The sequence below is a fragment of the Demequina mangrovi genome, from assembly GCF_000759715.1.
GTDB lineage: Bacteria > Actinomycetota > Actinomycetes > Actinomycetales > Demequinaceae > Demequina > Demequina mangrovi.
On record NZ_BBLU01000002.1, the window covers coordinates 106,611 to 125,284 of the forward strand.

Genomic DNA, 18,674 nt, shown 5'->3' on the forward strand with positions numbered 1-18,674 from the left:
AGCCCCGATGCAGCCCGCGCAGCGCGCCCACGACGTCGAGCCGTTCCACGCGATGGCCTTCGGCGACCTCGCCGCGGCGCTCGAACGCGAGGGCCGCGACGTGATCCGCCTCAACCTCGGCGAGCCCGACTTCGGCGCCCCGACGGCGGTGCGCCGCGCGATGGTCGAGGCGATGGACGGGCGTCCGCTCGCGTACACCTCGGCGCTCGGCACGTCGGCGCTGCGGGAGCGCATCGCGTGGTTCTACCGCGAGCGCCACGGCGTCGACATCGACCCCGCGCGCATCGCGGTCACCATGGGCGGCTCGGCGGCGCTGGACCTCGCGATCGCCGCCACCGTCGATCCCGGCACCGACGTGCTCATGGCGGATCCCTCGTATCCGTGCAACCGGCAGATCGTCACCACCTTCGGCGGCCGCGCGGTCACCGTCCCGACCTCGCCCGAGACCCGCTTCCAGCTCACCGCGGACCTCGTGCGCGAGGCCTGGACGCCCGAGACCCGCGCGGTCATGATCGCGTCGCCGTCGAACCCGACCGGCACCTCGGTGCCGGCGCCCGAGCTCGCGGCCATCTGCGACCTGGCGCGCGACCGCGGCGCGTGGCGCATCGTCGACGAGATCTACCTCGACCTCGCCGATGCGGCCCCGGACGGCACCCGGCCGCGCACGGTCCTCGCTCACGACCCGGACGCGATCGTGATCAACTCCTTCTCCAAGTCCTTCGGCATGACGGGCTGGCGCCTCGGCTGGGCCGTGCTGCCCGAGGAGCTGGTCGATCCGGTCGAGCGGCTCGCGACCAACCTGTTCCTGTGCCCCTCGGCGCCGGTGCAGCACGCCGCGCTCGCCTGCTTCACGCCGGAGTCGCTCGCCGAGGCCGAGCAGCGACGCCTCGAGCTGCTCGAACGCCGCGCGCTCATGCTCGCCGGCCTCGCGCGCATCGGCCTCCCGGTCGCCTGCGTGCCCGACGGGGCGTTCTACGCCTTCGCCGACGTCTCCTCGACCGGGCTCGGCGCGTGGGAGCTCGCCGGGCGCGCGCTGCGCGAGGCACACGTCGCGATCACCCCGGGACGCGACTTCGGGGCCGCCCACGGCGAGACGCACGTGCGGCTGTCCTACGCGGCGTCGCGCGATGCGATCGCCGAGGGCCTCGACCGCCTGGGACGGCTGGTCGCCACGCTCGGCTGAGCGCGCTCAGGTGAGCGAGTAGCCGCCGTCCACCGCGATGGTCTGGCCCGTGATGAAGTCGCTCGTCATGAGGAAGAGGTAGGCGCGGGCCACCTCGCGGATGTCCGCGGTGCGGCCCAGCGGGATCTGCGCCTCCATCTCCTCCCTCATACGGACCACGTCCGCATCCGAGCGGTGGCGCCACAGCGGCGTCTGCGTCCACGTGGGCGCGACCGCGTTGACGCGCAGCCGCGGCGCGAGCAGCACGGCCTTCTGGCGCACGAGCGCCTGGATCTCGTCGTTGCCCTCGACCACGCCGTGGCCGTCGGCCTCTCCCGGGCGCCTGGTGGCGCCCGCGGTCAGCACGAACGACCCCCCGTCGCGCACCTGGGGCGCCACCGCGTCGACGAGCAGCCGGTTCTGCTCGACCTTGCGACGCACCACCTCCCGGATGGCGTCCTCATCCGGGGAGTCGCCGTCGCCGAGGCGCCCGCCGAGCGTCGACACCACGTGGTCGACCTCCCCGATCGCCTCGACCAGGGTGTCGCGGCCGCGCTGATCCGAGACGTCGATCGCGAGCGCGCTCGCCTTGGTGCGGCTCAGCGCGCCGGCCTCCTGCGCCGTCGCGTGGGACTTGGCGGAGTCGAGGCCCACCACGATGACGTCCGCGCCCGCGAGCGCGCAGTCGAGCGCGACCTGCCGCCCGAATCCCGACGACCCGCCGACCACCAGCACCCGCCTGCCGTCGAGCGAGTGGCGGGCGACCACGGGGTCCTCGTAGCTGGACGGCGGCTTGGTCGCGGCGCTCATCATCTCTCCTCGTCAGCGGGCTCTTCAGGAGAACGTCCGGGAGCCGTCCGCGGCTTCCCCCGGGGACGATGCGGCGCACGCCGCGAACCCGGGACCCGACCGTGGGAGCCTTGTCCCATGAGCGACACGAGCCAGCTGTTCCCAGGCAAGCAGTTCATCTCGACGGTGCTGGACGCCCTCGAGACCAAGACCACCATGAGCGGCGGCCTGGCGCGCGTCTACCTCATGCGCGCCGCGATGGCCGGCGTGATCATCGGCCTGATGTACCTCACCAACTTCGCGGTGGTCGCCGCCTTCGCGGGCGTCGGGGACGGCACGCTCACCAGCGTGGGCAAGATCCTCGGCGCGATGATCTTCGGCTTCGCGCTCGTGTTCATCTACTACTCGAAGTCCGAGCTGCTGACCTCGAACATGATGGTGGTGACGGTCGGCTGGTACCACCGTCGCGTCAACGCGCTGCGCGGACTGCGGATGCTCGCGATGTGCTACCTCGGCAACTTCATCGGCGGCCTCGCGATCGCGCTGCTGGTCCATTTCTCCAGCATCCTCGACGGCGCAGCCGGCGCGCAGTTCGACGCCACGATCGAGCACAAACTCGCGTACCTGTCCGAGGGCGCGGCCGGGTGGGGCGACCTGTTCGTGCGCGCGATCCTGTGCAACTTCATGATCAACCTCGCGATGATCCTGGTCTACAACGGCCAGATCAAGGAGGACCTCACCAAGGCGATCGTCATGATCATGAGCGTCTTCGTGTTCGCCTTCGTGGGCTTCGAGCACTCCGTCGCGAACACCGTCGCCTTCACCGTCGCGGCGCTCCAGGGAGGCCTCGACTGGGGTCCGGCGCTCGGCAACCTCGCGATCGCGCTGGTCGGCAACTTCGTCGGCGGCGGCCTGCTGATCGGCTGGTACTACGCGTACGCCAACGACGACCGCCGCTACCTCCGCAAGCAGCTCACCCGCGACGCGTAAGCCCGCGGACCTCGCGTCTCGCGTCGCTCGCCGACGCGAGACGCGCCCGGGTCTACTCGACCGGCACGCCGACCGCGAGCACGTGGGTCTCGGCGATCGAGCCGTCGTACCGCGCGCGCACCTGGAGCACGCTCGTCGAGGCGGGCGACGGCCAGATGAGCCCCCACTGCGAGGCGGGCATCCCCAGCACGGTCCCCACGATCGACTTGATGGCGACCGCGTGCGAGACGAGCGCGATGCCGCGCGGCACGTCCCGACCGGCCATGCATTCGGCGGCGTGCTCCTGCGCGAGACGCTTCACCACGGCGTAGCCGCGCTCCCCCACCTCGGCGATCGACTCGCCCTCGGGCGCGGCGATCTCGGCCCGGCGCCACCGGTGGATCGCGTCGCCGTCGCGCTCGGCGATCTCGGGGACGGTCAGGCCTTCCCACACGCCGAAGTCGACCTCCTTGATCCCGGGCTCGGTCTCGACGTGCGCGCCGACGCGGCGCCCGACGGCACCGGCGGTCTCCTGCGTCCGGACCATCGGCGAGGCGAGCACGCGCGTGACGTGCGGCAGCTGCATCCAGGTGCGGCGCCCCATGCCGTAGACCAGGTCCGCGGCCTTCGCCGCCTGCACGCGCCCGGCGGCGCTGAGCGCCGGCCCCGGGACACCCGAGCCGGACATGCGGCGGGAGGTGGTCATCTCGGTGACGCCGTGGCGCAGCAGCACCAGGGTCAACGGCGCGACCAGGTCCTCCTCGTCGGGAGAGAACGGCGACTGCACGCGCGGCGTCGTGGACGGCGCCTCGGCGGGAGCCTCGCGCTCGAGGTCGGTGCCCTCGGGCAGACGATGCGGGCGGTGCGGCACCGCCGGCTCAACCTGGGCGTCGCTCACCGCTTGGCGCCCCGCACGAGGATGCGGCCGCACTCCTCGCAACGGACCACGGCATCGGCCGGGCGCGCCTCGATGTCGCGCAGGTCGCCCGGGTTGAGCTGCGTGCGGCAGCCGAGGCACTGGCCCTGCGCGAGCGCGGCGGCGCCGATGCCGCCCTGCGCGTCGCGGAGCTTCTCGTACAGCGCGACCAGGCCCGCGTCGAGGCCGGCGACGGCCGCCTCGCGGTCGCGGGCGATGGTCACCAGCTCCTCATCGATCTCGTTCCACACGGAGTCACGCTCGCCGTTGAGGTCCGCGATCTGCGCGGAGATCGCGTCGACCTGCTCCTTCGCGGAGGCGAGCTCCTTCTCGGCGCCCTCGAGCGCCTCCATCGCCTCGAGCTCGATCTCCTCGAGCGCCTCCTGGCGGCGGCCGAGCACCTCGAGCTCACCCTGGAGGGCGGTGAGGTCCTTGGGGCTGCCCTGCCCGGAGGCGAGGCGCGCGTTGTCGCGGGCGGCGCGGTCGCGGACCACCTGGACGTCGTCCTCGGCCTTCTGCACGGCGCGGCGCAGGTCCGTCACCTTGGTGTTGCTCGCGATGCGGGCCTCGTCGAGGTCCGTCAGGCGCGCGGTGAGCTCCGCGATCTGGGCGAGCACGGGAACGTGGTTGCGCCGATGGCGCGCCTGCTGGGCGCGCAGGTCGAGGTCCTGCACGTCGAGGAGGCGGATCTGGTCGGCTGCGGGTGCGTCGGGCACGGGTTCTCCTTCGCGCTAGAAGCGCGCGGTCCAGGGGTCGGTGGTGAGGGTAGAGACGAGGGTGTCGATGCCCGTGGCGTCGCCGACGTACTCGGCGGCGGCCTCGAGCCACGTCCATTCGGACGCGAAGTGGGCGACGTCGACGAGGTACGGCCGGCCGTCGGTGAGGAGCGCGGCCTCGCGCGCATCGGAGGCGGGGTGATGGCGCAGGTCGGCGGTGAGGTACACGTCCGCACCCGCCTCGCGCGCGGCGTCGAGGAACGAGTCGCCCGATCCGCCGACCACCGCGATCGTCTGCACCTCGCCGTCGAGGTCGCCTGCGACGCGCACGCCGTGCGCCGTCTGCGGCAGCACGGCCGCGGCGCGCTCGGCGAAGGCCTTGAGGGTGAGCGGGGCGTCGAGGCGGCCGATGCGACCGGTCCCCTGCTCCGCATCGTCCTTGAGCGGGACGAGCGGGAGCGAGCCCGACACCCCGAGCACCTCGGCGAGAGCCTCGGCGACGCCGGTGCCGGCGTGGTCGGCGTTGGTGTGCGCGTTGCACAGCGCGACGCCGTTCTCGATGAGGGTCTGGATCACCGCGCCCTTGGGGGTGCCCGCGTGCACCGTGGTGACGCCGCGCAGCATGAGCGGGTGATGCGTGACGATGAGGTCGCATCCGGCCTCGATCGCCTCCTGCACCACGGCCATCGTCGGGTCGACGGCGAAGAGCGCGCGGGTGACGGGCGCGTCGGGTCGCCCGACGGTAAGCCCGTTGACGTCCCAGTCCTCCGCGAGGTCCGGGGGGAAGCGCCGGTCGAGGGCGTCCATCACATCGGCCACGGAGGTCATGCGGATAAGGCTACTCGGCGCACGTCCCGGCCGCGTCGCCCCGACCGCGCCTAGCATGGCGGCGTGCCTGCACCCACGGAGCCCGCGACGCCGCTGGCACGCGTGTGGGTGCGGCGGATCGTCACGGTGGTGGTGGTCGCGGCCGTGCTGTGGGCGCTCGGCTCGCTCGCGTCGCGCGTCGACTGGTCCGCCGTCGGCGCGGCGCTCGGCACCCTCCCGTGGTGGAGCGGGCCCATCCTCGTCGCGCTGCTGCTGCTCCGCCAGCTGCTGAGCTCGGCGCCCCTCGCGCGCGTGGTCGCGGGCCTCGGATGGCGACGCGCGCTGCACAACGAGATGGGCGGGAACCTGGTCGCGACGCTCGCGCCGCCGCCCGCGGACCTGGTGCTGCGGGTGAGCATGTTCCGCTCGTGGCGCATCGATGCGCTCGACGGGATGGCCGGCGTCACGCTCACCACCGCGGTCTTCTGGGGTGCGCGGTTCCTCGCCCCCGTGCTGGGCCTCGCCGTGGTCGCGGTCCGCGGCGTCGAGCGCCACGAGTGGTGGGTCGCCGGCGTCTGCCTGCTGGTCGCCGCCGTCATCCTCGCGCTCCTCACGCTCGTGGTCCGGTCGCGTCGGTGGGCGCGCACGCTCGGACGGGCGGGCGCGCGCATCGCGACCCGCTTCGGACGGCCCGCCGACGCGGATGCGTGGGCGTCGGCCGTCGGAGAGTTCCGCGCGCGGGTGTCGGAGTCGTACTCGCGCCATCTGCTGCCCGCGATCGGGCTGAGCCTCGCCGGCGTGGTCGCCGAGGGGCTCATCCTGCTGGCGAGCCTGCGGCTGGTCGGCGTCCCCTCGAGCCTGTCGGCGATCGAGATCCTCGGCGTGTTCCTGCTGCTCTACCCGCTGACGCTGATGCCGTTCCTCGGGCTCGGCGTGCTCGACGCCGCGCTCATCGCCGCGTGGCTCACCGACACCCCCGCCGCTCCCGAGGCGGCGCTGGTCGCCGGCATGCTCGTGTGGAGGGCGGTCTCGCTGGGAGGGACGATGCTCATCGGCGCGGTCTCGCTCGCGTGGTGGCGGTGGACCGGCCGGGGCCGTCGCCCCTAGTCCTCGCGCCTAGTCCTCCGGCTCGGTGCGGCGCCCGGCGTCGCTCGGGGGCTTGGGCGTGAGGTGCGGCAGGCCCGACGCGCCAGGACCGGCGCGACCGGCCATACGGTCGATCTTGGTCTCGAGCTCGTCGATGCGCGCGAGCAGCTGCGTGCGGGTGACCTCCTCGCGCTCCTCCTCGCGCGCATCGTCCTGACCCTGGGTGAGGCTCACGAACCAGGCCGCGACCGACGCCGTCACCACACCGATGAGGGCGACGCCGATGAGCATGATGACGGTCGCGACCACACGCCCCTCGACGGTGACGGGCGCGAAGTCGCCGTACCCGACCGTCGTCATCGTCACGAGCGCCCACCACAGGGCGTCCCCGAAGTTGACGATCTGAGCGCCGTCGTGGCCGCGCTCGGCGTCGAGGATCGCGACGGCGCCGATCCAGATGAGCAGCAGCACCGCGATGACGACCGCCTGCGTCGACTTCACCACGCCCTTGCGGCTCGCGAGCATCGTGCCGGAGGTGAAGACGGACAGCACCTTGAGCGGACGCGCCGCCGGGATGATCACGGCGATGACGTCGAGCGGATGCGAGATCAGCCAGCGGAACCGCTGCTTGTGCAGCGCGACGCGGATGATGAGATCGACCAGGAAGACGAGCCAGATCAGGCCCTGCACGGTGAGGAGCGTCGCGCGGACGCTTCCCGGGAGGTACTCGCGGAAGGCGATCCTCGCGGACCACACCACGAGGAACACGAAGGCGAGCACCGCCATCGTCCCGTCGGCGCGCTTGGCGAAGGCCTCGTACCGCGAGCCCTTGCGGAGCCCGCCCTCGCTCTCCTCGAGCTCGAACGCCACGATGTTCTCCCCTCGTCCGCCTGCCGGGTGCGGTTCCGAGGCTAGCGCGCCGCACCGGAGAACCTGGGCGGAGGCACGTCGAGGGGCTAGTCTGCGAGGGACAACAGCGCATCTCCGGGGGGATCATGAGCGTCGAGCCGCAGACAGTCGAGTCCACCGCCGGCGCACCAGCGCACGGCCGCGCCGGGGTGCTCGTCACCGCGGGCCTCGCCGCCGCCGGGATCGCGGGCGTGGTGGTGATGATGGTCACGCAGCCGTCCGACGGCGCGGACGCGACCATCACCGCGCTGTTCGATCCCGCCGGGGTCGACCGGCAGGGGACGCTGCTCGACAGCGTCGGATCGACGGTGGATCGCGTCAACGACGACGGCTGGATCGTGACGCTCGACGAGGGCGACCTCGCCACGATCACCGCCGAGATGCTCGATCCCGCGGACTACACGAGCGTCGCCGAGGTGTGGGCCAGCGCGCTTGTCGCCGATGCGACCGATGCCTCGGCGGAGACGCGGGACGGGATGGGCCTGAGCGAGGACATGCCGGCCGTCGCCACCATCGAGTGCGTGGCCCCGGAGACCTCGCCGCTCGAGGCGGACGCGGAGGCGAGCGTGCTCGCCGCGGACTGCGCTCGCGTCGCGGTCGCGGCCTTCGAGCCGTACGCCGATCTCTACGGCCCGACGCTTCCCGTGAGCATCGACGCCTGGACCACCCTGCGCACGGACTCCAGCCAGGCGCTCGACTTCGAGCTGGGCGTGCCGACCGTCGATCGCGACGCGGCGCCTCTCCGAGTCATCGACCCGGTCCGGACCAGCGACCTGTACCTCTACGCGGACCTCGCGGACCTCGCCGCGCGGTAGTGGGCCCTGCCGGACTCGAACCGACGACACCTGCGGTGTAAACGCAGTGCTCTAACCAGCTGAGCTAAGGGCCCGCCGGACCATTGTGGCAGGTGCGACGCGCCCGCTCGGACGCATCAGGGCCGCAGCACAGCGATCATCAGCGCGGCGGCACCGGCGAGCGCCCAGCTCACGAGAGACCCGACCAGGAACTCCTCCGCGGTGGAGCCCCTGCCCCGGTCGCCCGAGATCTCCGGGAAGCGGCCGATGCCCTTCGCCGCCATGAGGCCGACGATCACGCCCTCCGCACCCACGAGCGCGAGTCCGACGATGAGCCAGCGTTCGAGCGGCCCGATGATGCGTCCGCCGCGCAGATGCGAGCCGGCAGGCTCGGGCATGGGCTCGTCGTCCTCAGGCAGGGCCTTGGCGCGCTCGAGCACGTCGCGCACCACCTCGTTCGCGGTGCGCGACAGCAGCACCGCGGCGCCGAGGCCCGCGATCACGGCCGCCGCGCCGTCGGGGCCGCCGTCGGCGAGGAGCAGCAGCCCGGCCGCGATGACGAGCGCGCCCATCGCGACGCCGGCGTCGGTGCGCCACCTCAGCACCAGCCAGCCCGCGGAGCCGACGCCGAGCGCGACCGCGCCCCACGCCCCCACGGCATCCGAGACGCCCGCGGCCACGAGCACGATGACGAGCCACGTCGCCGTCGCGACGAGCCGGGTCCTGGCGTACGACCACCAGCCGAGCACCTCGACGCCCGCGACCATCGCCACCAGGATCGCCGCGGTCATCGTGCGCCCTCGGGCAGCGCCTCGAGCGCCTCACGCAGCGCGACCGCACCGGACCGGTGCGCGGCCTGCGACACCGCCGCCTGGCTGATCGACTCGCGCGCGGCGATGTCGGACTGCCGCTCACCCTCGAGGAGGCTCGCGGCGATGCGCCTCTCGCGCGCCTTCATGCGGCTGAGGACGTGATCGCGGAGCAGGAGCACGGAAGCGGCCATGCCCGCATCGTCCCCCGGACCACCGACACACCAGGCGCGAACCGCCGACTCCCCCGCATCCTCGCGGCGATGCGCCTCGTCGATCGCGTCGCGCGCGCGCCACCAGGCGCTGCCGTCGGAGATGTCGCCCTCGACCTCGACCACCTCGCCGAGGCCGATACCGGCCCGCACCTCGACCTCCTCGGGCAGGGTGAGGGCGGCGAGCGTGGTGACGCGGATGGCGTCGGCGAGGCTCGCGTAGACGCCCTGGAACTCGTCGCCGACGGTCGCGCGGAGCGATCCGATCACCCCGGCGCCCTGCTCGGCGCGCGCGAAGCAGTCGACCACCGCTGACTGCGCCGCCGCGCGGTCGGCGAGCGCGCGTGAGCGCACGATGTCCACGATCACGGCGGCAACATGATCCATGCGTTCCACGCTATCACTTATATCGATCACGTATAAGGTTTTTCGCGGCGCTGCCGCCGCATTCCGGGGGCGCATGCCCGCGGGTACGCCTATGCGAACGAGATATGAGCCGAATCGCGCCTTCGCCGCTGTCGCTGCCGCTGCCACTGCCTGCGCAGCGTCTACTGGGCGTACCCACAGAGGAGAACACCCCGATCGCGCTGCTCAACCGCCCAGTTGAGGTAGCGAGGCGAGCGCGACTGCGACGCGGGTCAGTCCAGCAGGTCCGCGACCGCGCCGCGGTACTCGGCGACGTCGCGCGCCTCCCCCTCGGGGTTGACGATGGCCCAGCGGACCGCTCCCGAGGCGTCCACGAGGAACGAGCCGCGGCCGGCCAGCCCCTTGTGCGGGTTGAAGACGCCGTACTGACGCGACACCTCGCCGTGGGGCCAGAAGTCGGACAGCAGGTCCGCCTTGTACGAGTGCGTGTCGGCCCAGGCCTTGAGCGTGTAGACCGAGTCGCAGCTGACGACGATGACGCGCAGGCCGTCGCGCGTGAGCAGGTCCTCGGCCGCACGCAGCTCGATGAGCTCGTTGGTGCAGGTGTCGGAGAACGCGAACGGCACGAAGACGAGCAGGTATGCCGAGCCGAGGAGATCCTCGGAGGTGACGGCGCGACCGTGCGTATCGGTCATGCGGAACGCCGGGGCCTGATGGCCGACCAGCGGGTGGGTCACTTGGAGCGCCCCTTCTCGACGAGGTAGGTCGCCGTCCAACGGGTGCCGATGACGAAGGTGGACGTCGCGTGCAGGCCCGCGACCGAGGCCGCCTCCTGCACCTCGCGCGGCTGCACGTGACCGGACTGGCCCGCCTTCGGGGTGCACAGGCACACCGCGCAGCCGTCGTCGAGCAGGGTCTGCGCGTCCATGAGGAGATCCGCGAGGTCGTCCTCGCCCTCACGGAACCAGACGACCACGCCGTCGGTGACGTCGCCGTAGTCCTCGTCGACGAGGTCCTCTCCTGTCGCCGCCTCGACCGCGGTGCGGAACTCCGCGTCCGTGTCGGAGTCGTAGCCGTATTCCTGGATGATCTGGCCGGGCTTGAGCCCGAGCCGCGCGACAACGGCGTCGACCGCCCTCGCGTCCTCCTGAGTCGCCACGGTGGCGGGACCCCCTTCGTCGGTCTCACGTGCGCCGGATGGCACGCCTGGCGTCCACAGTAGAGGCACCGCGCGTCGGGGTGCAATCGTCCGCGCCGAGGGTGGTGCAGGGGCCGTGCGCACCACTGTGCGGGTGACAGTAACCTGGTGGGTGGTAACAATGTGGAGCGCGCCGGCGTACACGCCTGTCGCGAGCTCCATTCATCCGGCGCGCCACCGCGCGCCTGACAGGAAGGTCACCTGTGGCACATCACGGCGAGGTTGACAAGGACCCGGGCGAGACCCAGGAGTGGCTCGAGTCCCTGGACGGCCTGATCGAGGACGGCGGCGAGAGCCGCGCCGAGTACATCGTGGACCAGCTGGTCGAGCACGCGGCCAAGAAGCAGCTGAGCGTCCCGCTGAGCCTCAACACGCCCTACGTCAACACGATCCACGCGGACGACGAGCCGGAGTTCCCCGGCGACGAGGAGCTCGAGCGCCGCTACCGCGGCTGGATCCGCTGGAACGCCGCGGTCATGGTGACGCGCGCGCAGGCCGGCGGCAAGGGCATCGGCGGCCACATCTCCTCGTACGCGTCGGTCGCGACCCTGTACGAGGTGGGCCTCAACCACTTCTTCAAGGGCAAGGACCACCCCAGCGGCGGCGACCAGGTGTACTACCAGGGCCACGCGGCCCCCGGCGTGTACGCCCGCGGCTTCGTCGAGGGGCGCTTCGGCGAGGAGGACCTCGACTCGTTCCGCCAGGAGAAGTCCGGCGAGGGCCGCGGCCTGTCGTCGTACCCGCACCCGCGCCTCATGGAGGACGTGTGGGAGTTCCCCACCGTCTCGATGGGCCTGGGCCCGGCCTCCGCGATCTACCAGGCGTGGACCAACCGCTACCTGCACCTGCGCGGCATGAAGGACACGTCCGAGCAGCACGTGTGGGCGTTCCTCGGCGACGGCGAGATGGACGAGCCGGAGAGCCGCGGCATGCTGCAGCTCGCGGCGAACCAGAAGCTCGACAACCTCACCTTCGTGGTCAACTGCAACCTGCAGCGCCTCGACGGCCCGGTGCGAGGCAACGGCAAGATCATCCAGGAGCTCGAGGCCTTCTTCCGCGGCGCGGGCTGGAACGTCATCAAGGTCGTCTGGGGCCGCGGGTGGGACCCGCTGCTCCAGCGCGACGACGACGGCGCCCTCGTCAACCTCATGAACACCGTCCCCGACGGCGACTTCCAGACCTTCCGTGCCGAGTCCGGCGCGTTCATCCGCGACCAGTTCTTCGGCGGCGACCCGCGCGCCAAGGAGCTCGTCAAGGACATGACCGACGACGAGATCTGGGCTCTCAAGCGCGGTGGCCACGACTACCGCAAGCTCTACGCGGCGTACGCGAAGGCGACCACCGAGAAGAACGGCAAGCCCACGGTCATCCTCGCGAAGACCGTCAAGGGCTACGGCCTCGGCTCGAACTTCGCGGCGCGCAACTCGACGCACCAGATGAAGAAGCTCGCTGCCGCGGACCTCAAGGTCCTGCGCGACACCTTCGACATCCCGTTCACGGACGAGCAGCTCGAGGCGGACCCGTACCACCCGCCGTACTACCACCCCGGCTTCGACGACCCGGCGATCCAGTACATGCTCGACCGTCGCAAGCAGCTCGGCGGCTTCGTGCCCGAGCGTCGCGGCGACCGCAAGGAGATCGCGCTGCCCGACCCCGAGGCGTACGACCTTCTCGCCAAGGGCTCCGGCAAGCAGGAGGTCGCGACGACCATGGCGCTCGTGCGCCTGTTCAAGGACCTCGTCCGTGACAAGGAGTTCGGTCACCGCCTGGTGCCGATCATCCCCGACGAGGCGCGCACGTTCGGCCTCGACTCGATCTTCCCCAGCGCGAAGATCTTCAACACGGGCGGCCAGAACTACCTGCCGGTGGACCGCGAGCTCATGCTCTCCTACAAGGAGTCCGAGTCCGGCCAGATCATGCACACGGGCATCAACGAGGCCGGCTCCGCCGCCGCGTTCCAGGCCGTGGGCACGTCCTACGCCACGCACGGCGAGCCGCTGATCCCGTTCTACATCTTCTACTCGATGTTCGGATTCCAGCGCACGGGCGACCAGTTCTGGGCGGCGGGCGACCAGCTCACGCGCGGCTTCATCGTCGGCGCCACGGCCGGCCGCACCACGCTCGCGGGCGAGGGCCTGCAGCACGGCGACGGCCACTCCCCGATCCTCGCCGGCACCAACACGGCGATCGTCCAGTACGACGCGGCGTACGGCTACGAGCTGCGCCACATCGTCAAGGACGCCATCGACCGCTGGTACGGCCCCGACACGGGTCGCGACCGCGACGTCATGTACTACCTCACCGTGTACAACGAGCCGTACGTGCAGCCGGCCGAGCCGGAGGGCGTCGACGTCGAGGGCATCCTCAAGGGCATCCACCGCGTGTCGACCGCACCCGAGGGCCCCGGCCCCGAGGCGCAGATCCTCGCGTCGGGCGTCGCGGTGCCGTGGGCGTACGAGGCGCAGCAGCTGCTGCTCCAGGACTACGGCGTGCGCGCGGCCATCTGGTCGGTGACCTCGTGGAACGAGCTGCGTCGCGACGCGCTCGACGCGGAGCGCCAGGCCTTCCTGTTCCCCGAGCAGGGCATCCGCACCCCGTACCTCACGCAGAAGCTCCAGGGCGCGGCGGGTCCGTTCGTCGCGACCTCGGACTACGACCACCTGGTCCCCGACCAGGTCCGCGCGTGGGTCCCGGGCGAGTTCGCGACCCTCGGTGCGGACGGCTTCGGCTTCTCCGACACCCGTGCGGCCGCGCGTCGCTTCTTCAACATCGACGGCGCGTCCACCGCGGTGCGCGTGCTCCAGATGCTCGAGCGTCGTGGCGAGGTGCCCGCGGGCACCTACGCGGCGGCGATCCAGCGCTACGAGCTGCACGACCCCCGCAAGGGCACCACGGGCGGTGGCGGCGGCGACGCCTAAACGGAGCTGACCGGCTTGGGGCCGGAGCCCTCGTCCTCGGACGCGGGCTCCGGCCCTTCGTCGTCTGCGGGCGCGTCCCCGGACTCGTCGGCGGCGGCGTCCGGCTCATCCTCGGCGGCCGGCTCCGCCTCGGCGTCCTCGGGGACGATGCGCTCCTCGTCCTCGGCGGCGGGCTCGCCCTCCGCATCGGTGAGATCGGCATCGGGCTGCTCCTCGGCCGCCGCCTCCCCCGTCTCGTCCTCGGGCTCCTCGTCGAGCGCGGCCTCGTCCTCACCGAGCGCCGCCTCCTCGTCGCCCGGCATCTCGTCCTCGCCGGGCTGCTCCTCGTCGGCAGGCGGCTCCTCGTCGTTCGCGAGCTCGTCCTCAGACGGCGGCTCCTCGTCGCTCGCGAGATCCTCCTCGGGCACAGGCTCCGGCGCGGACTCGGGCACCTGCTCAGCGTCGCCCGGCGCGTCGAGCACCATCGTCTCCGCGGCCGCATCGTCGGAGGCGGTGCTCATGGCGGCGGGCGCGGCAGCGGCTGCTCCCCCGCCGCGCGAACCGCGGGCCGTGTCGTCGCCAGCGGTCTCCGCAACATCGTCCACGGGGATCTCCCGCGTGGGCGGGGTGGTCGTGGGCGGCGCGCTGATCTCCTCGGCGGCGACAACGGGCTGACCGCTGCCGGGCGTCCACGCGGGCGCCGGCGCCACGTGCTCGACCGGGGCGCCCTCGGGCTCGTCGAGCGCGGCGAGCTCGGCCGCGGTGAGCGGTACGGCGCCCGCCTCGCTCCCGTCGGTCGCAGGCGCGTTCCGAGCGCGCCTGAACGACCGCCACACCGCGATGGCGCCCCAGCCGATGAGCACCGCGAGCAAGCCGAGCGCGGCCCACAGGATGACGAGCGTGTTGGTCGCGAAGGCGCCGGCGGGCGCGACCGCGACGTAGCCCTCGACCAGGCAGGTCACCGAACCGCCGGACATGCGTCCGTACGCGTGATAGACGCCGGTGGGCTCGAGCCAGGTGCGGTCGGCGATCCAGTCGGCGCCCGCGGCGACGTCCACGTCACCGGAGATCGCGGTGCCCTCGGGTGCGCCCGGGCTCGACACCGTGCGGACGGGGATCGCGAAGCCGCCCACCATGACGCCGGCGACGCGCTCCGCCACCGCGACGGGCGTCTCCGAGGTCGCGCTCCACGTCACGACCGCATCGGACGGCACGTCGAGCGGCGTGAGCGCCGCGGTGCTGCTCGGCGTGTACGTCGTCCCGTCGACCGTCGCCTCGAGCGTGCAGCCGTCCGAGATCGAGCCGTGCCGGACCAGCTCCGGGATCCCCGCGAGCGCGACGCCCCCCAGCAGGGCGGACACCACGACCACCGCCGTGTAGCGGGCGCGGGCCGCCGCGGGCACCCGCGTGAGCAGGAGCGTCACGAGGTAGGTGGTGATGGCCAGCGTCCCGAAGAGCACGGTGCGGCCGGGGTCGATCGCGGCGAGCTGCCACAGCAGCCCCACCACGACCAGCCCGAGCAGCAGCCCGAGCACCATCCCCAGCAACGGTCGCGGACGTGGCTTCATCTCTCCTCCTGACGGCTCGCCTGAGGCAGACGCTACCGGGCACATGTCGGACAAGCGCGACGACTCTCGGAAGCCTCCCATTTCCGACACTCCGAACGGAGCGGGTCCCGGTTCGTCGGCGTGCCGCGCCCAGCGCCGCGTCGCGCGCGGCGTGTCGCGGCGAACTCCGTTGGCAGTGTCGGAAGGGGGCGGTTGTGCGGGCCCCACAAGCGCATTGTGGGGTTCCCACAACGGCGCACTACGCTGGCCCCCATGGTCAGCCCCGACATGCGCGCCGAGACGCTGCGCCGCCTCCGCGCCGGCACCGGTCGGCTCGCCACCATCGCGCTCAAGAAGCTCGACGCGGACTACCCGTGGTTCCGCGAGCTGCCCGCGCAGGAGCGGTCCTGGGTCGGCTCCGTGGCGCAGGCGGGCATCGCGTCCTTCGTCGCGTACTTCGCGGACCCGCAGGCGGGCCACCGCGGCACCCTCGAGATGTTCGCCTCCGCGCCGCCGGAGCTCACCCGCTCGATCTCGCTGCAGCACACGCTCACCATCGTGCGCACGTTCGTGTCGATCGTCGAGAGCCACTCGGACGAGTTCGCGGCCCCCGGCTCGGAGGCCAACCTGCGCGAGTCGATCCTGAGGTACTCGCGCGAGATCGCCTTCTCCGCCGCGGAGGTCTACGCGCGCGCCGCCGAGTCGCGCGGCGCGTGGGACGCGCGCCTCGAGGCGCTCGTGGTCGACGCCCTGGTGCGCGGCGAGGTCGACGACGACCTCCCCTCGCGCGCCGCCGCGCTCGGCTGGAAGCCGGGCCCCACGCTCATCATGGTCGGACGCACGGACGGACCGCTGGGCGAGGTCCAGTCCGCGGAGCTCCGCCGCACCATCCGCCGCGCGGCGCACGGCGCCCTCGTCGGAATCCACGGCGAGGACCTCGTGGTCATCGCCCGGACCGACGGCGCGCTCGAGGAGCTCTCCGACGTCCTCTTGCCCAGCTTCGGGCCCGGACCCGTGGTGGTCGGCCCGCCCGCCATCACGCTGATCGAGGTGGCCCGGGGCACCCGCGCCGCGATCCACGGCGCCGCGGCCGCGCCAGCATGGGCGCTCGCGCCCCGTCCCGTCAGCGCGGACGACCTCCTCCCCGAGCGGGTCCTCGTCGGGGACGCCGCGGCGAGCGAGCGGCTCATCGCGGTGGCCTACGACCCGATCGCCGCCGCCGGGGGCTCGCTCCAGGAGACCGTGGCGACCTTCCTCGAGTGCGGCCGCTCGCTCGAGCTCGCGAGCCGGACGATGTTCGTGCACGCCAACACCGTCCGGTACCGGTTGCGCAAGGTGGCCGAGCTCACCGGCTGGGACGTGCTCTCGACCCGCGACGCGCACGTGCTCCAGATGGCGTTCGCGCTCGGACGGCTCCGCGACGCCGCCGCGGCACCTTTGTAGGCTTCCTACAAGAAGATGGGCCCGAATCGGTACCTCGATGCCTCTGAGGGCCCTGCGATCTGCGGCAGGCTATAACCCGTGATCGCCATTCTCTGCCCCGGCCAGGGTGCCCAGGCCCCGGGGATGCTCGCCCCGTGGCTCGAGCTTCCCGAGGTCGCCGCATCGCTCTCCGCCCTCTCGGACGCCGCCGGCGTGGACGTGGTCCGCCACGGCACGCAGTCCGACGCCGACACGATCCGCGACACCGCGGTCGCGCAGCCGCTGCTGGTCGCGACCGCGATCGCCACCGGTCGGGCGCTCCTGGGCGACTCCGCCCCCGCGGTCGCCGCCGGCCACTCCGTCGGCGAGCTCGGCGCGGCCGCCCTCGCGGGCGTGCTCTCCGACGCCGACGCGATGCGCCTCGTCGCGGTGCGCGGCGCGGCGATGGCGGCGGCTGCGGCCGCCAGCGAGGCGACCTCGATGGCCGCGATCCTCGGCGGCGACGCCGGCGACGTGGCCGCCGCGCTCGAGTCGCACGGCCTGACGCCCGCGAACGTCAACGGCGCCGGCCAGGTGGTCGCCGCCGGCACCAAGGCCGCGATCGACGCGCTGGTCGCCGAGCCCCCGGCCCGCGCCCGCGTGATCGAGCTCCAGGTCGCCGGTGCGTTCCACACCACGTTCATGGTCCCCGCCGTGGCCGACCTCCACGCCGCCGCCGCGACCGTCGCCCCGGCGAACCCGCGCGGCGTGCTGCTCTCGAACGCCGACGGCGCCCCGGTGGCCGACGGCGAGGACGCCCTCGCGCGCATCGTCCGCCAGGTCGCCAACCCCGTCCGCTGGGACCTCTGCATGGAGGCGATGCTGCAGCTCGGCGTCACCGGCCTCATCGAGGTCGCGCCCGGCGGCGTCCTCACCGGCCTCGCCAAGCGCGCGATGAAGGGCGTCCCCGCGGTCGCCCTCAAGACGCCCGACGATCTCGCCGCCGCCCGCGACCTTCTGGAGAACGCCGCATGACCGCCCTCACCGTCCGCCGCGGCCCCGAGTTCACGCGCATCCTCGGCCTCGGCGTCGCCCGCGGCGAGAACGCCGTGCCCAACGAGGACCTCATCGCACCCATCGACTCGTCCGACGAGTGGATCCGGAAGATGACGGGCATCGTCACCCGCGTGCGCGCCGACAAGGACACGAGCGTCATCGACCTCTCGGAGCGGGCCGCGCGCGACGCGATCGCGCAGGCGGGCATCGAGCCGTCCGAGATCGACGCGGTGATCCTCTCCACGATCTCCTTCCCGCACATCACCCCCGGCGGCGCGCCCGTGCTCGCCGACCGTCTCGGTGCCACGCCAGCCGCGGCCTACGACATCTCCGCCGCGTGCGCCGGCTACTGCTACGGCGTGGGCCAGGCCGATGCGCTGGTGCGCTCGGGCGCCGCCCGTAACGTGCTCGTCGTCGGCGCGGAGAAGCTCTCCGACTTCGTCGACCCGGCCGACCGCTCGATCTCGTACCTGCTCGGCGACGCCGCGGGCGCGGTGGTCATCGGCGGCTCGGACACCGCGGGCATCGGCCCCACCGTGTGGGGCTCGGACGGCGGCGGCGCGGAGCTGATCCGCCAGACCGACTCGTGGCTCGACATCCGCGACAACCGCGACCTGCCCTTCCCGACGCTGCGCCAGGAGGGCCCGAGCGTCTTCAAGTGGGCGTCCTTCAAGATGGCGCCCGTCGCGCTCCAGGCGATCGAGGCCGCGGGGGTCACGCCGGACGACATCGACGTGTTCATCCCGCACCAGGCGAACATCCGCATCATCGACCAGATGGTCAAGCAGATCGGGCTGCCGGAGCACGTCACCGTCGCGAAGGACATCGTCGACTCGGGCAACACCTCCGCCGCCTCCATCCCGCTCGCCACCGAGCGCGTGCTGCGGGACGGCGACGCGAAGAGCGGCGACCTCGCCCTCCAGATCGGATTCGGCGCGGGCCTCGTCTACGCCGCCCAGGTGGTGGTCCTCCCGTAGCCGAGGGGGCCCCGCGTAAAGTTCACAATCGTTCACCACGAACACGGCGCCCAGGCGCCGCAC

18 protein-coding genes and 1 tRNA gene are annotated in these 18,674 nt (G+C 72.6%); 8 read left to right on the forward strand and 11 right to left on the reverse strand.

Annotation, left to right across the window (positions count from 1 at the left end):
• Positions 1–7: 7 nt before the first annotated feature.
• Positions 8–1,183, forward strand: a complete 1,176-nt coding sequence (locus tag TR42_RS02315; protein WP_081953121.1) for an aminotransferase class I/II-fold pyridoxal phosphate-dependent enzyme — start codon at positions 8–10, stop codon at positions 1,181–1,183.
• Between the two features lie 6 nt (positions 1,184–1,189).
• On the opposite strand, the gene TR42_RS02320 is transcribed toward TR42_RS02315, so the two are convergent.
• Complete coding sequence (locus TR42_RS02320; RefSeq protein ID WP_042212962.1) at positions 1,190–1,972, reverse strand: SDR family NAD(P)-dependent oxidoreductase; 783 nt, start codon at positions 1,970–1,972, stop codon at positions 1,190–1,192.
• Positions 1,973–2,089: 117 nt separating this feature from the next.
• Here TR42_RS02320 and TR42_RS02325 point away from each other — a divergent pair, with 117 nt between their 5' ends.
• Entirely contained in the window at positions 2,090–2,941 is an 852-nt protein-coding gene (locus TR42_RS02325; protein ID WP_042212685.1) for a formate/nitrite transporter family protein, read from the forward strand.
• 52 nt (positions 2,942–2,993) lie between these two features.
• On the opposite strand, the gene TR42_RS02330 is transcribed toward TR42_RS02325, so the two are convergent.
• From TR42_RS02330 to TR42_RS02340, 3 genes are read right to left on the reverse strand one after another with little or no spacing between them, the layout of a single operon-like run.
• Positions 2,994–3,818 carry a histidine phosphatase family protein gene (locus TR42_RS02330; RefSeq protein ID WP_052405512.1) on the reverse strand — a complete coding sequence of 275 codons (825 nt, stop codon included), beginning with the start codon at positions 3,816–3,818 and terminating at the stop codon, positions 2,994–2,996.
• On the reverse strand, positions 3,815–4,552 hold the full coding sequence (locus TR42_RS02335; protein WP_042212686.1) for a zinc ribbon domain-containing protein: 738 nt from the start codon (positions 4,550–4,552) through the stop codon (positions 3,815–3,817). Before TR42_RS02335 ends, TR42_RS02330 begins: the two co-directional genes overlap by 4 nt.
• A gap of 15 nt (positions 4,553–4,567) precedes the next feature.
• Positions 4,568–5,380, reverse strand: a complete 813-nt coding sequence (locus TR42_RS02340) for a Nif3-like dinuclear metal center hexameric protein (RefSeq protein ID WP_042212688.1) — start codon at positions 5,378–5,380, stop codon at positions 4,568–4,570.
• Positions 5,381–5,443: 63 nt separating this feature from the next.
• On the opposite strand from TR42_RS02340, the gene TR42_RS02345 reads away from it, so the two are divergent.
• On the forward strand, positions 5,444–6,466 hold the full coding sequence (locus TR42_RS02345; protein WP_042212690.1) for a lysylphosphatidylglycerol synthase domain-containing protein: 1,023 nt from the start codon (positions 5,444–5,446) through the stop codon (positions 6,464–6,466).
• 9 nt (positions 6,467–6,475) lie between these two features.
• On the opposite strand, the gene TR42_RS02350 is transcribed toward TR42_RS02345, so the two are convergent.
• Positions 6,476–7,315, reverse strand: coding sequence for a potassium channel family protein (locus tag TR42_RS02350; RefSeq protein WP_052405513.1), 840 nt, complete (start codon positions 7,313–7,315; stop codon positions 6,476–6,478).
• 125 nt (positions 7,316–7,440) lie between these two features.
• Here TR42_RS02350 and TR42_RS02355 point away from each other — a divergent pair, with 125 nt between their 5' ends.
• A complete protein-coding gene (locus TR42_RS02355; protein WP_042212691.1) occupies positions 7,441–8,169 on the forward strand; it encodes a hypothetical protein in 729 nt (242 codons plus the stop codon).
• Here the strand turns inward: TR42_RS02355 and TR42_RS02360 are convergent.
• The 5 genes from TR42_RS02360 to TR42_RS02380 all read right to left on the reverse strand — a co-directional run bounded on the left by TR42_RS02360 (position 8,170) and on the right by TR42_RS02380 (position 10,694).
• Positions 8,170–8,243: transfer RNA gene (locus TR42_RS02360), tRNA-Val, on the reverse strand.
• 42 nt (positions 8,244–8,285) lie between these two features.
• Positions 8,286–8,939, reverse strand: coding sequence for a hypothetical protein (locus tag TR42_RS14020; RefSeq protein WP_052405514.1), 654 nt, complete (start codon positions 8,937–8,939; stop codon positions 8,286–8,288).
• The gene (locus TR42_RS02370; protein ID WP_042212693.1) at positions 8,936–9,556 is read right to left on the reverse strand and encodes a SatD family protein; all 621 of its coding nucleotides are present in this window, start codon (positions 9,554–9,556) and stop codon (positions 8,936–8,938) included. Before TR42_RS02370 ends, TR42_RS14020 begins: the two co-directional genes overlap by 4 nt.
• Before the next feature lie 251 nt (positions 9,557–9,807).
• Positions 9,808–10,272, reverse strand: coding sequence for a redoxin domain-containing protein (locus tag TR42_RS02375; protein ID WP_074789103.1), 465 nt, complete (start codon positions 10,270–10,272; stop codon positions 9,808–9,810).
• Positions 10,269–10,694, reverse strand: a complete 426-nt coding sequence (locus TR42_RS02380; protein WP_042212694.1) for a DUF3052 domain-containing protein — start codon at positions 10,692–10,694, stop codon at positions 10,269–10,271. The genes TR42_RS02375 and TR42_RS02380 overlap by 4 nt, the downstream gene beginning before the upstream one ends.
• A gap of 242 nt (positions 10,695–10,936) precedes the next feature.
• Between TR42_RS02380 and aceE the strand changes: the two genes are divergently transcribed.
• Positions 10,937–13,651 carry a pyruvate dehydrogenase (acetyl-transferring), homodimeric type gene (aceE, locus tag TR42_RS02385; protein WP_236623299.1) on the forward strand — a complete coding sequence of 905 codons (2,715 nt, stop codon included), beginning with the start codon at positions 10,937–10,939 and terminating at the stop codon, positions 13,649–13,651.
• Here the strand turns inward: aceE and TR42_RS14950 are convergent.
• Positions 13,648–15,198 (reverse strand): hypothetical protein, encoded by a 1,551-nt coding sequence (locus TR42_RS14950; RefSeq protein WP_161786610.1) that lies wholly within the window; start codon positions 15,196–15,198, stop codon positions 13,648–13,650. The genes aceE and TR42_RS14950 overlap by 4 nt on opposite strands.
• A gap of 252 nt (positions 15,199–15,450) precedes the next feature.
• Here TR42_RS14950 and TR42_RS02395 point away from each other — a divergent pair, with 252 nt between their 5' ends.
• The 3 genes from TR42_RS02395 to TR42_RS02405 all read left to right on the forward strand — a co-directional run bounded on the left by TR42_RS02395 (position 15,451) and on the right by TR42_RS02405 (position 18,611).
• Complete coding sequence (locus TR42_RS02395) at positions 15,451–16,620, forward strand: PucR family transcriptional regulator (protein WP_042212699.1); 1,170 nt, start codon at positions 15,451–15,453, stop codon at positions 16,618–16,620.
• 78 nt (positions 16,621–16,698) lie between these two features.
• Positions 16,699–17,613, forward strand: coding sequence for an ACP S-malonyltransferase (locus TR42_RS02400; RefSeq protein ID WP_042212701.1), 915 nt, complete (start codon positions 16,699–16,701; stop codon positions 17,611–17,613).
• Positions 17,610–18,611, forward strand: a complete 1,002-nt coding sequence (locus TR42_RS02405; RefSeq protein ID WP_042212703.1) for a beta-ketoacyl-ACP synthase III — start codon at positions 17,610–17,612, stop codon at positions 18,609–18,611. Before TR42_RS02400 ends, TR42_RS02405 begins: the two co-directional genes overlap by 4 nt.
• Positions 18,612–18,674: the final 63 nt, after the last annotated feature.

What these genes read in the sequence shown, in the direction of transcription:
- TR42_RS02315 (WP_081953121.1), top strand. Translation starts at nt 8, where the DNA reads ATGCAGCCCGCGCAGCGCGCCCACGACGTCGAGCCGTTCCACGCGATG.
- TR42_RS02320 (WP_042212962.1), bottom strand. Translation starts at nt 1,972, where the DNA reads ATGAGCGCCGCGACCAAGCCGCCGTCCAGCTACGAGGACCCCGTGGTC.
- TR42_RS02325 (WP_042212685.1), top strand. Translation starts at nt 2,090, where the DNA reads ATGAGCGACACGAGCCAGCTGTTCCCAGGCAAGCAGTTCATCTCGACG.
- TR42_RS02340 (WP_042212688.1), bottom strand. Translation starts at nt 5,380, where the DNA reads ATGACCTCCGTGGCCGATGTGATGGACGCCCTCGACCGGCGCTTCCCC.
- TR42_RS02355 (WP_042212691.1), top strand. Translation starts at nt 7,441, where the DNA reads ATGAGCGTCGAGCCGCAGACAGTCGAGTCCACCGCCGGCGCACCAGCG.
- TR42_RS14020 (WP_052405514.1), bottom strand. Translation starts at nt 8,939, where the DNA reads ATGACCGCGGCGATCCTGGTGGCGATGGTCGCGGGCGTCGAGGTGCTC.
- TR42_RS02370 (WP_042212693.1), bottom strand. Translation starts at nt 9,556, where the DNA reads ATGGATCATGTTGCCGCCGTGATCGTGGACATCGTGCGCTCACGCGCG.
- TR42_RS14950 (WP_161786610.1), bottom strand. Translation starts at nt 15,198, where the DNA reads ATGAAGCCACGTCCGCGACCGTTGCTGGGGATGGTGCTCGGGCTGCTG.
- TR42_RS02395 (WP_042212699.1), top strand. Translation starts at nt 15,451, where the DNA reads ATGGTCAGCCCCGACATGCGCGCCGAGACGCTGCGCCGCCTCCGCGCC.
- TR42_RS02405 (WP_042212703.1), top strand. Translation starts at nt 17,610, where the DNA reads ATGACCGCCCTCACCGTCCGCCGCGGCCCCGAGTTCACGCGCATCCTC.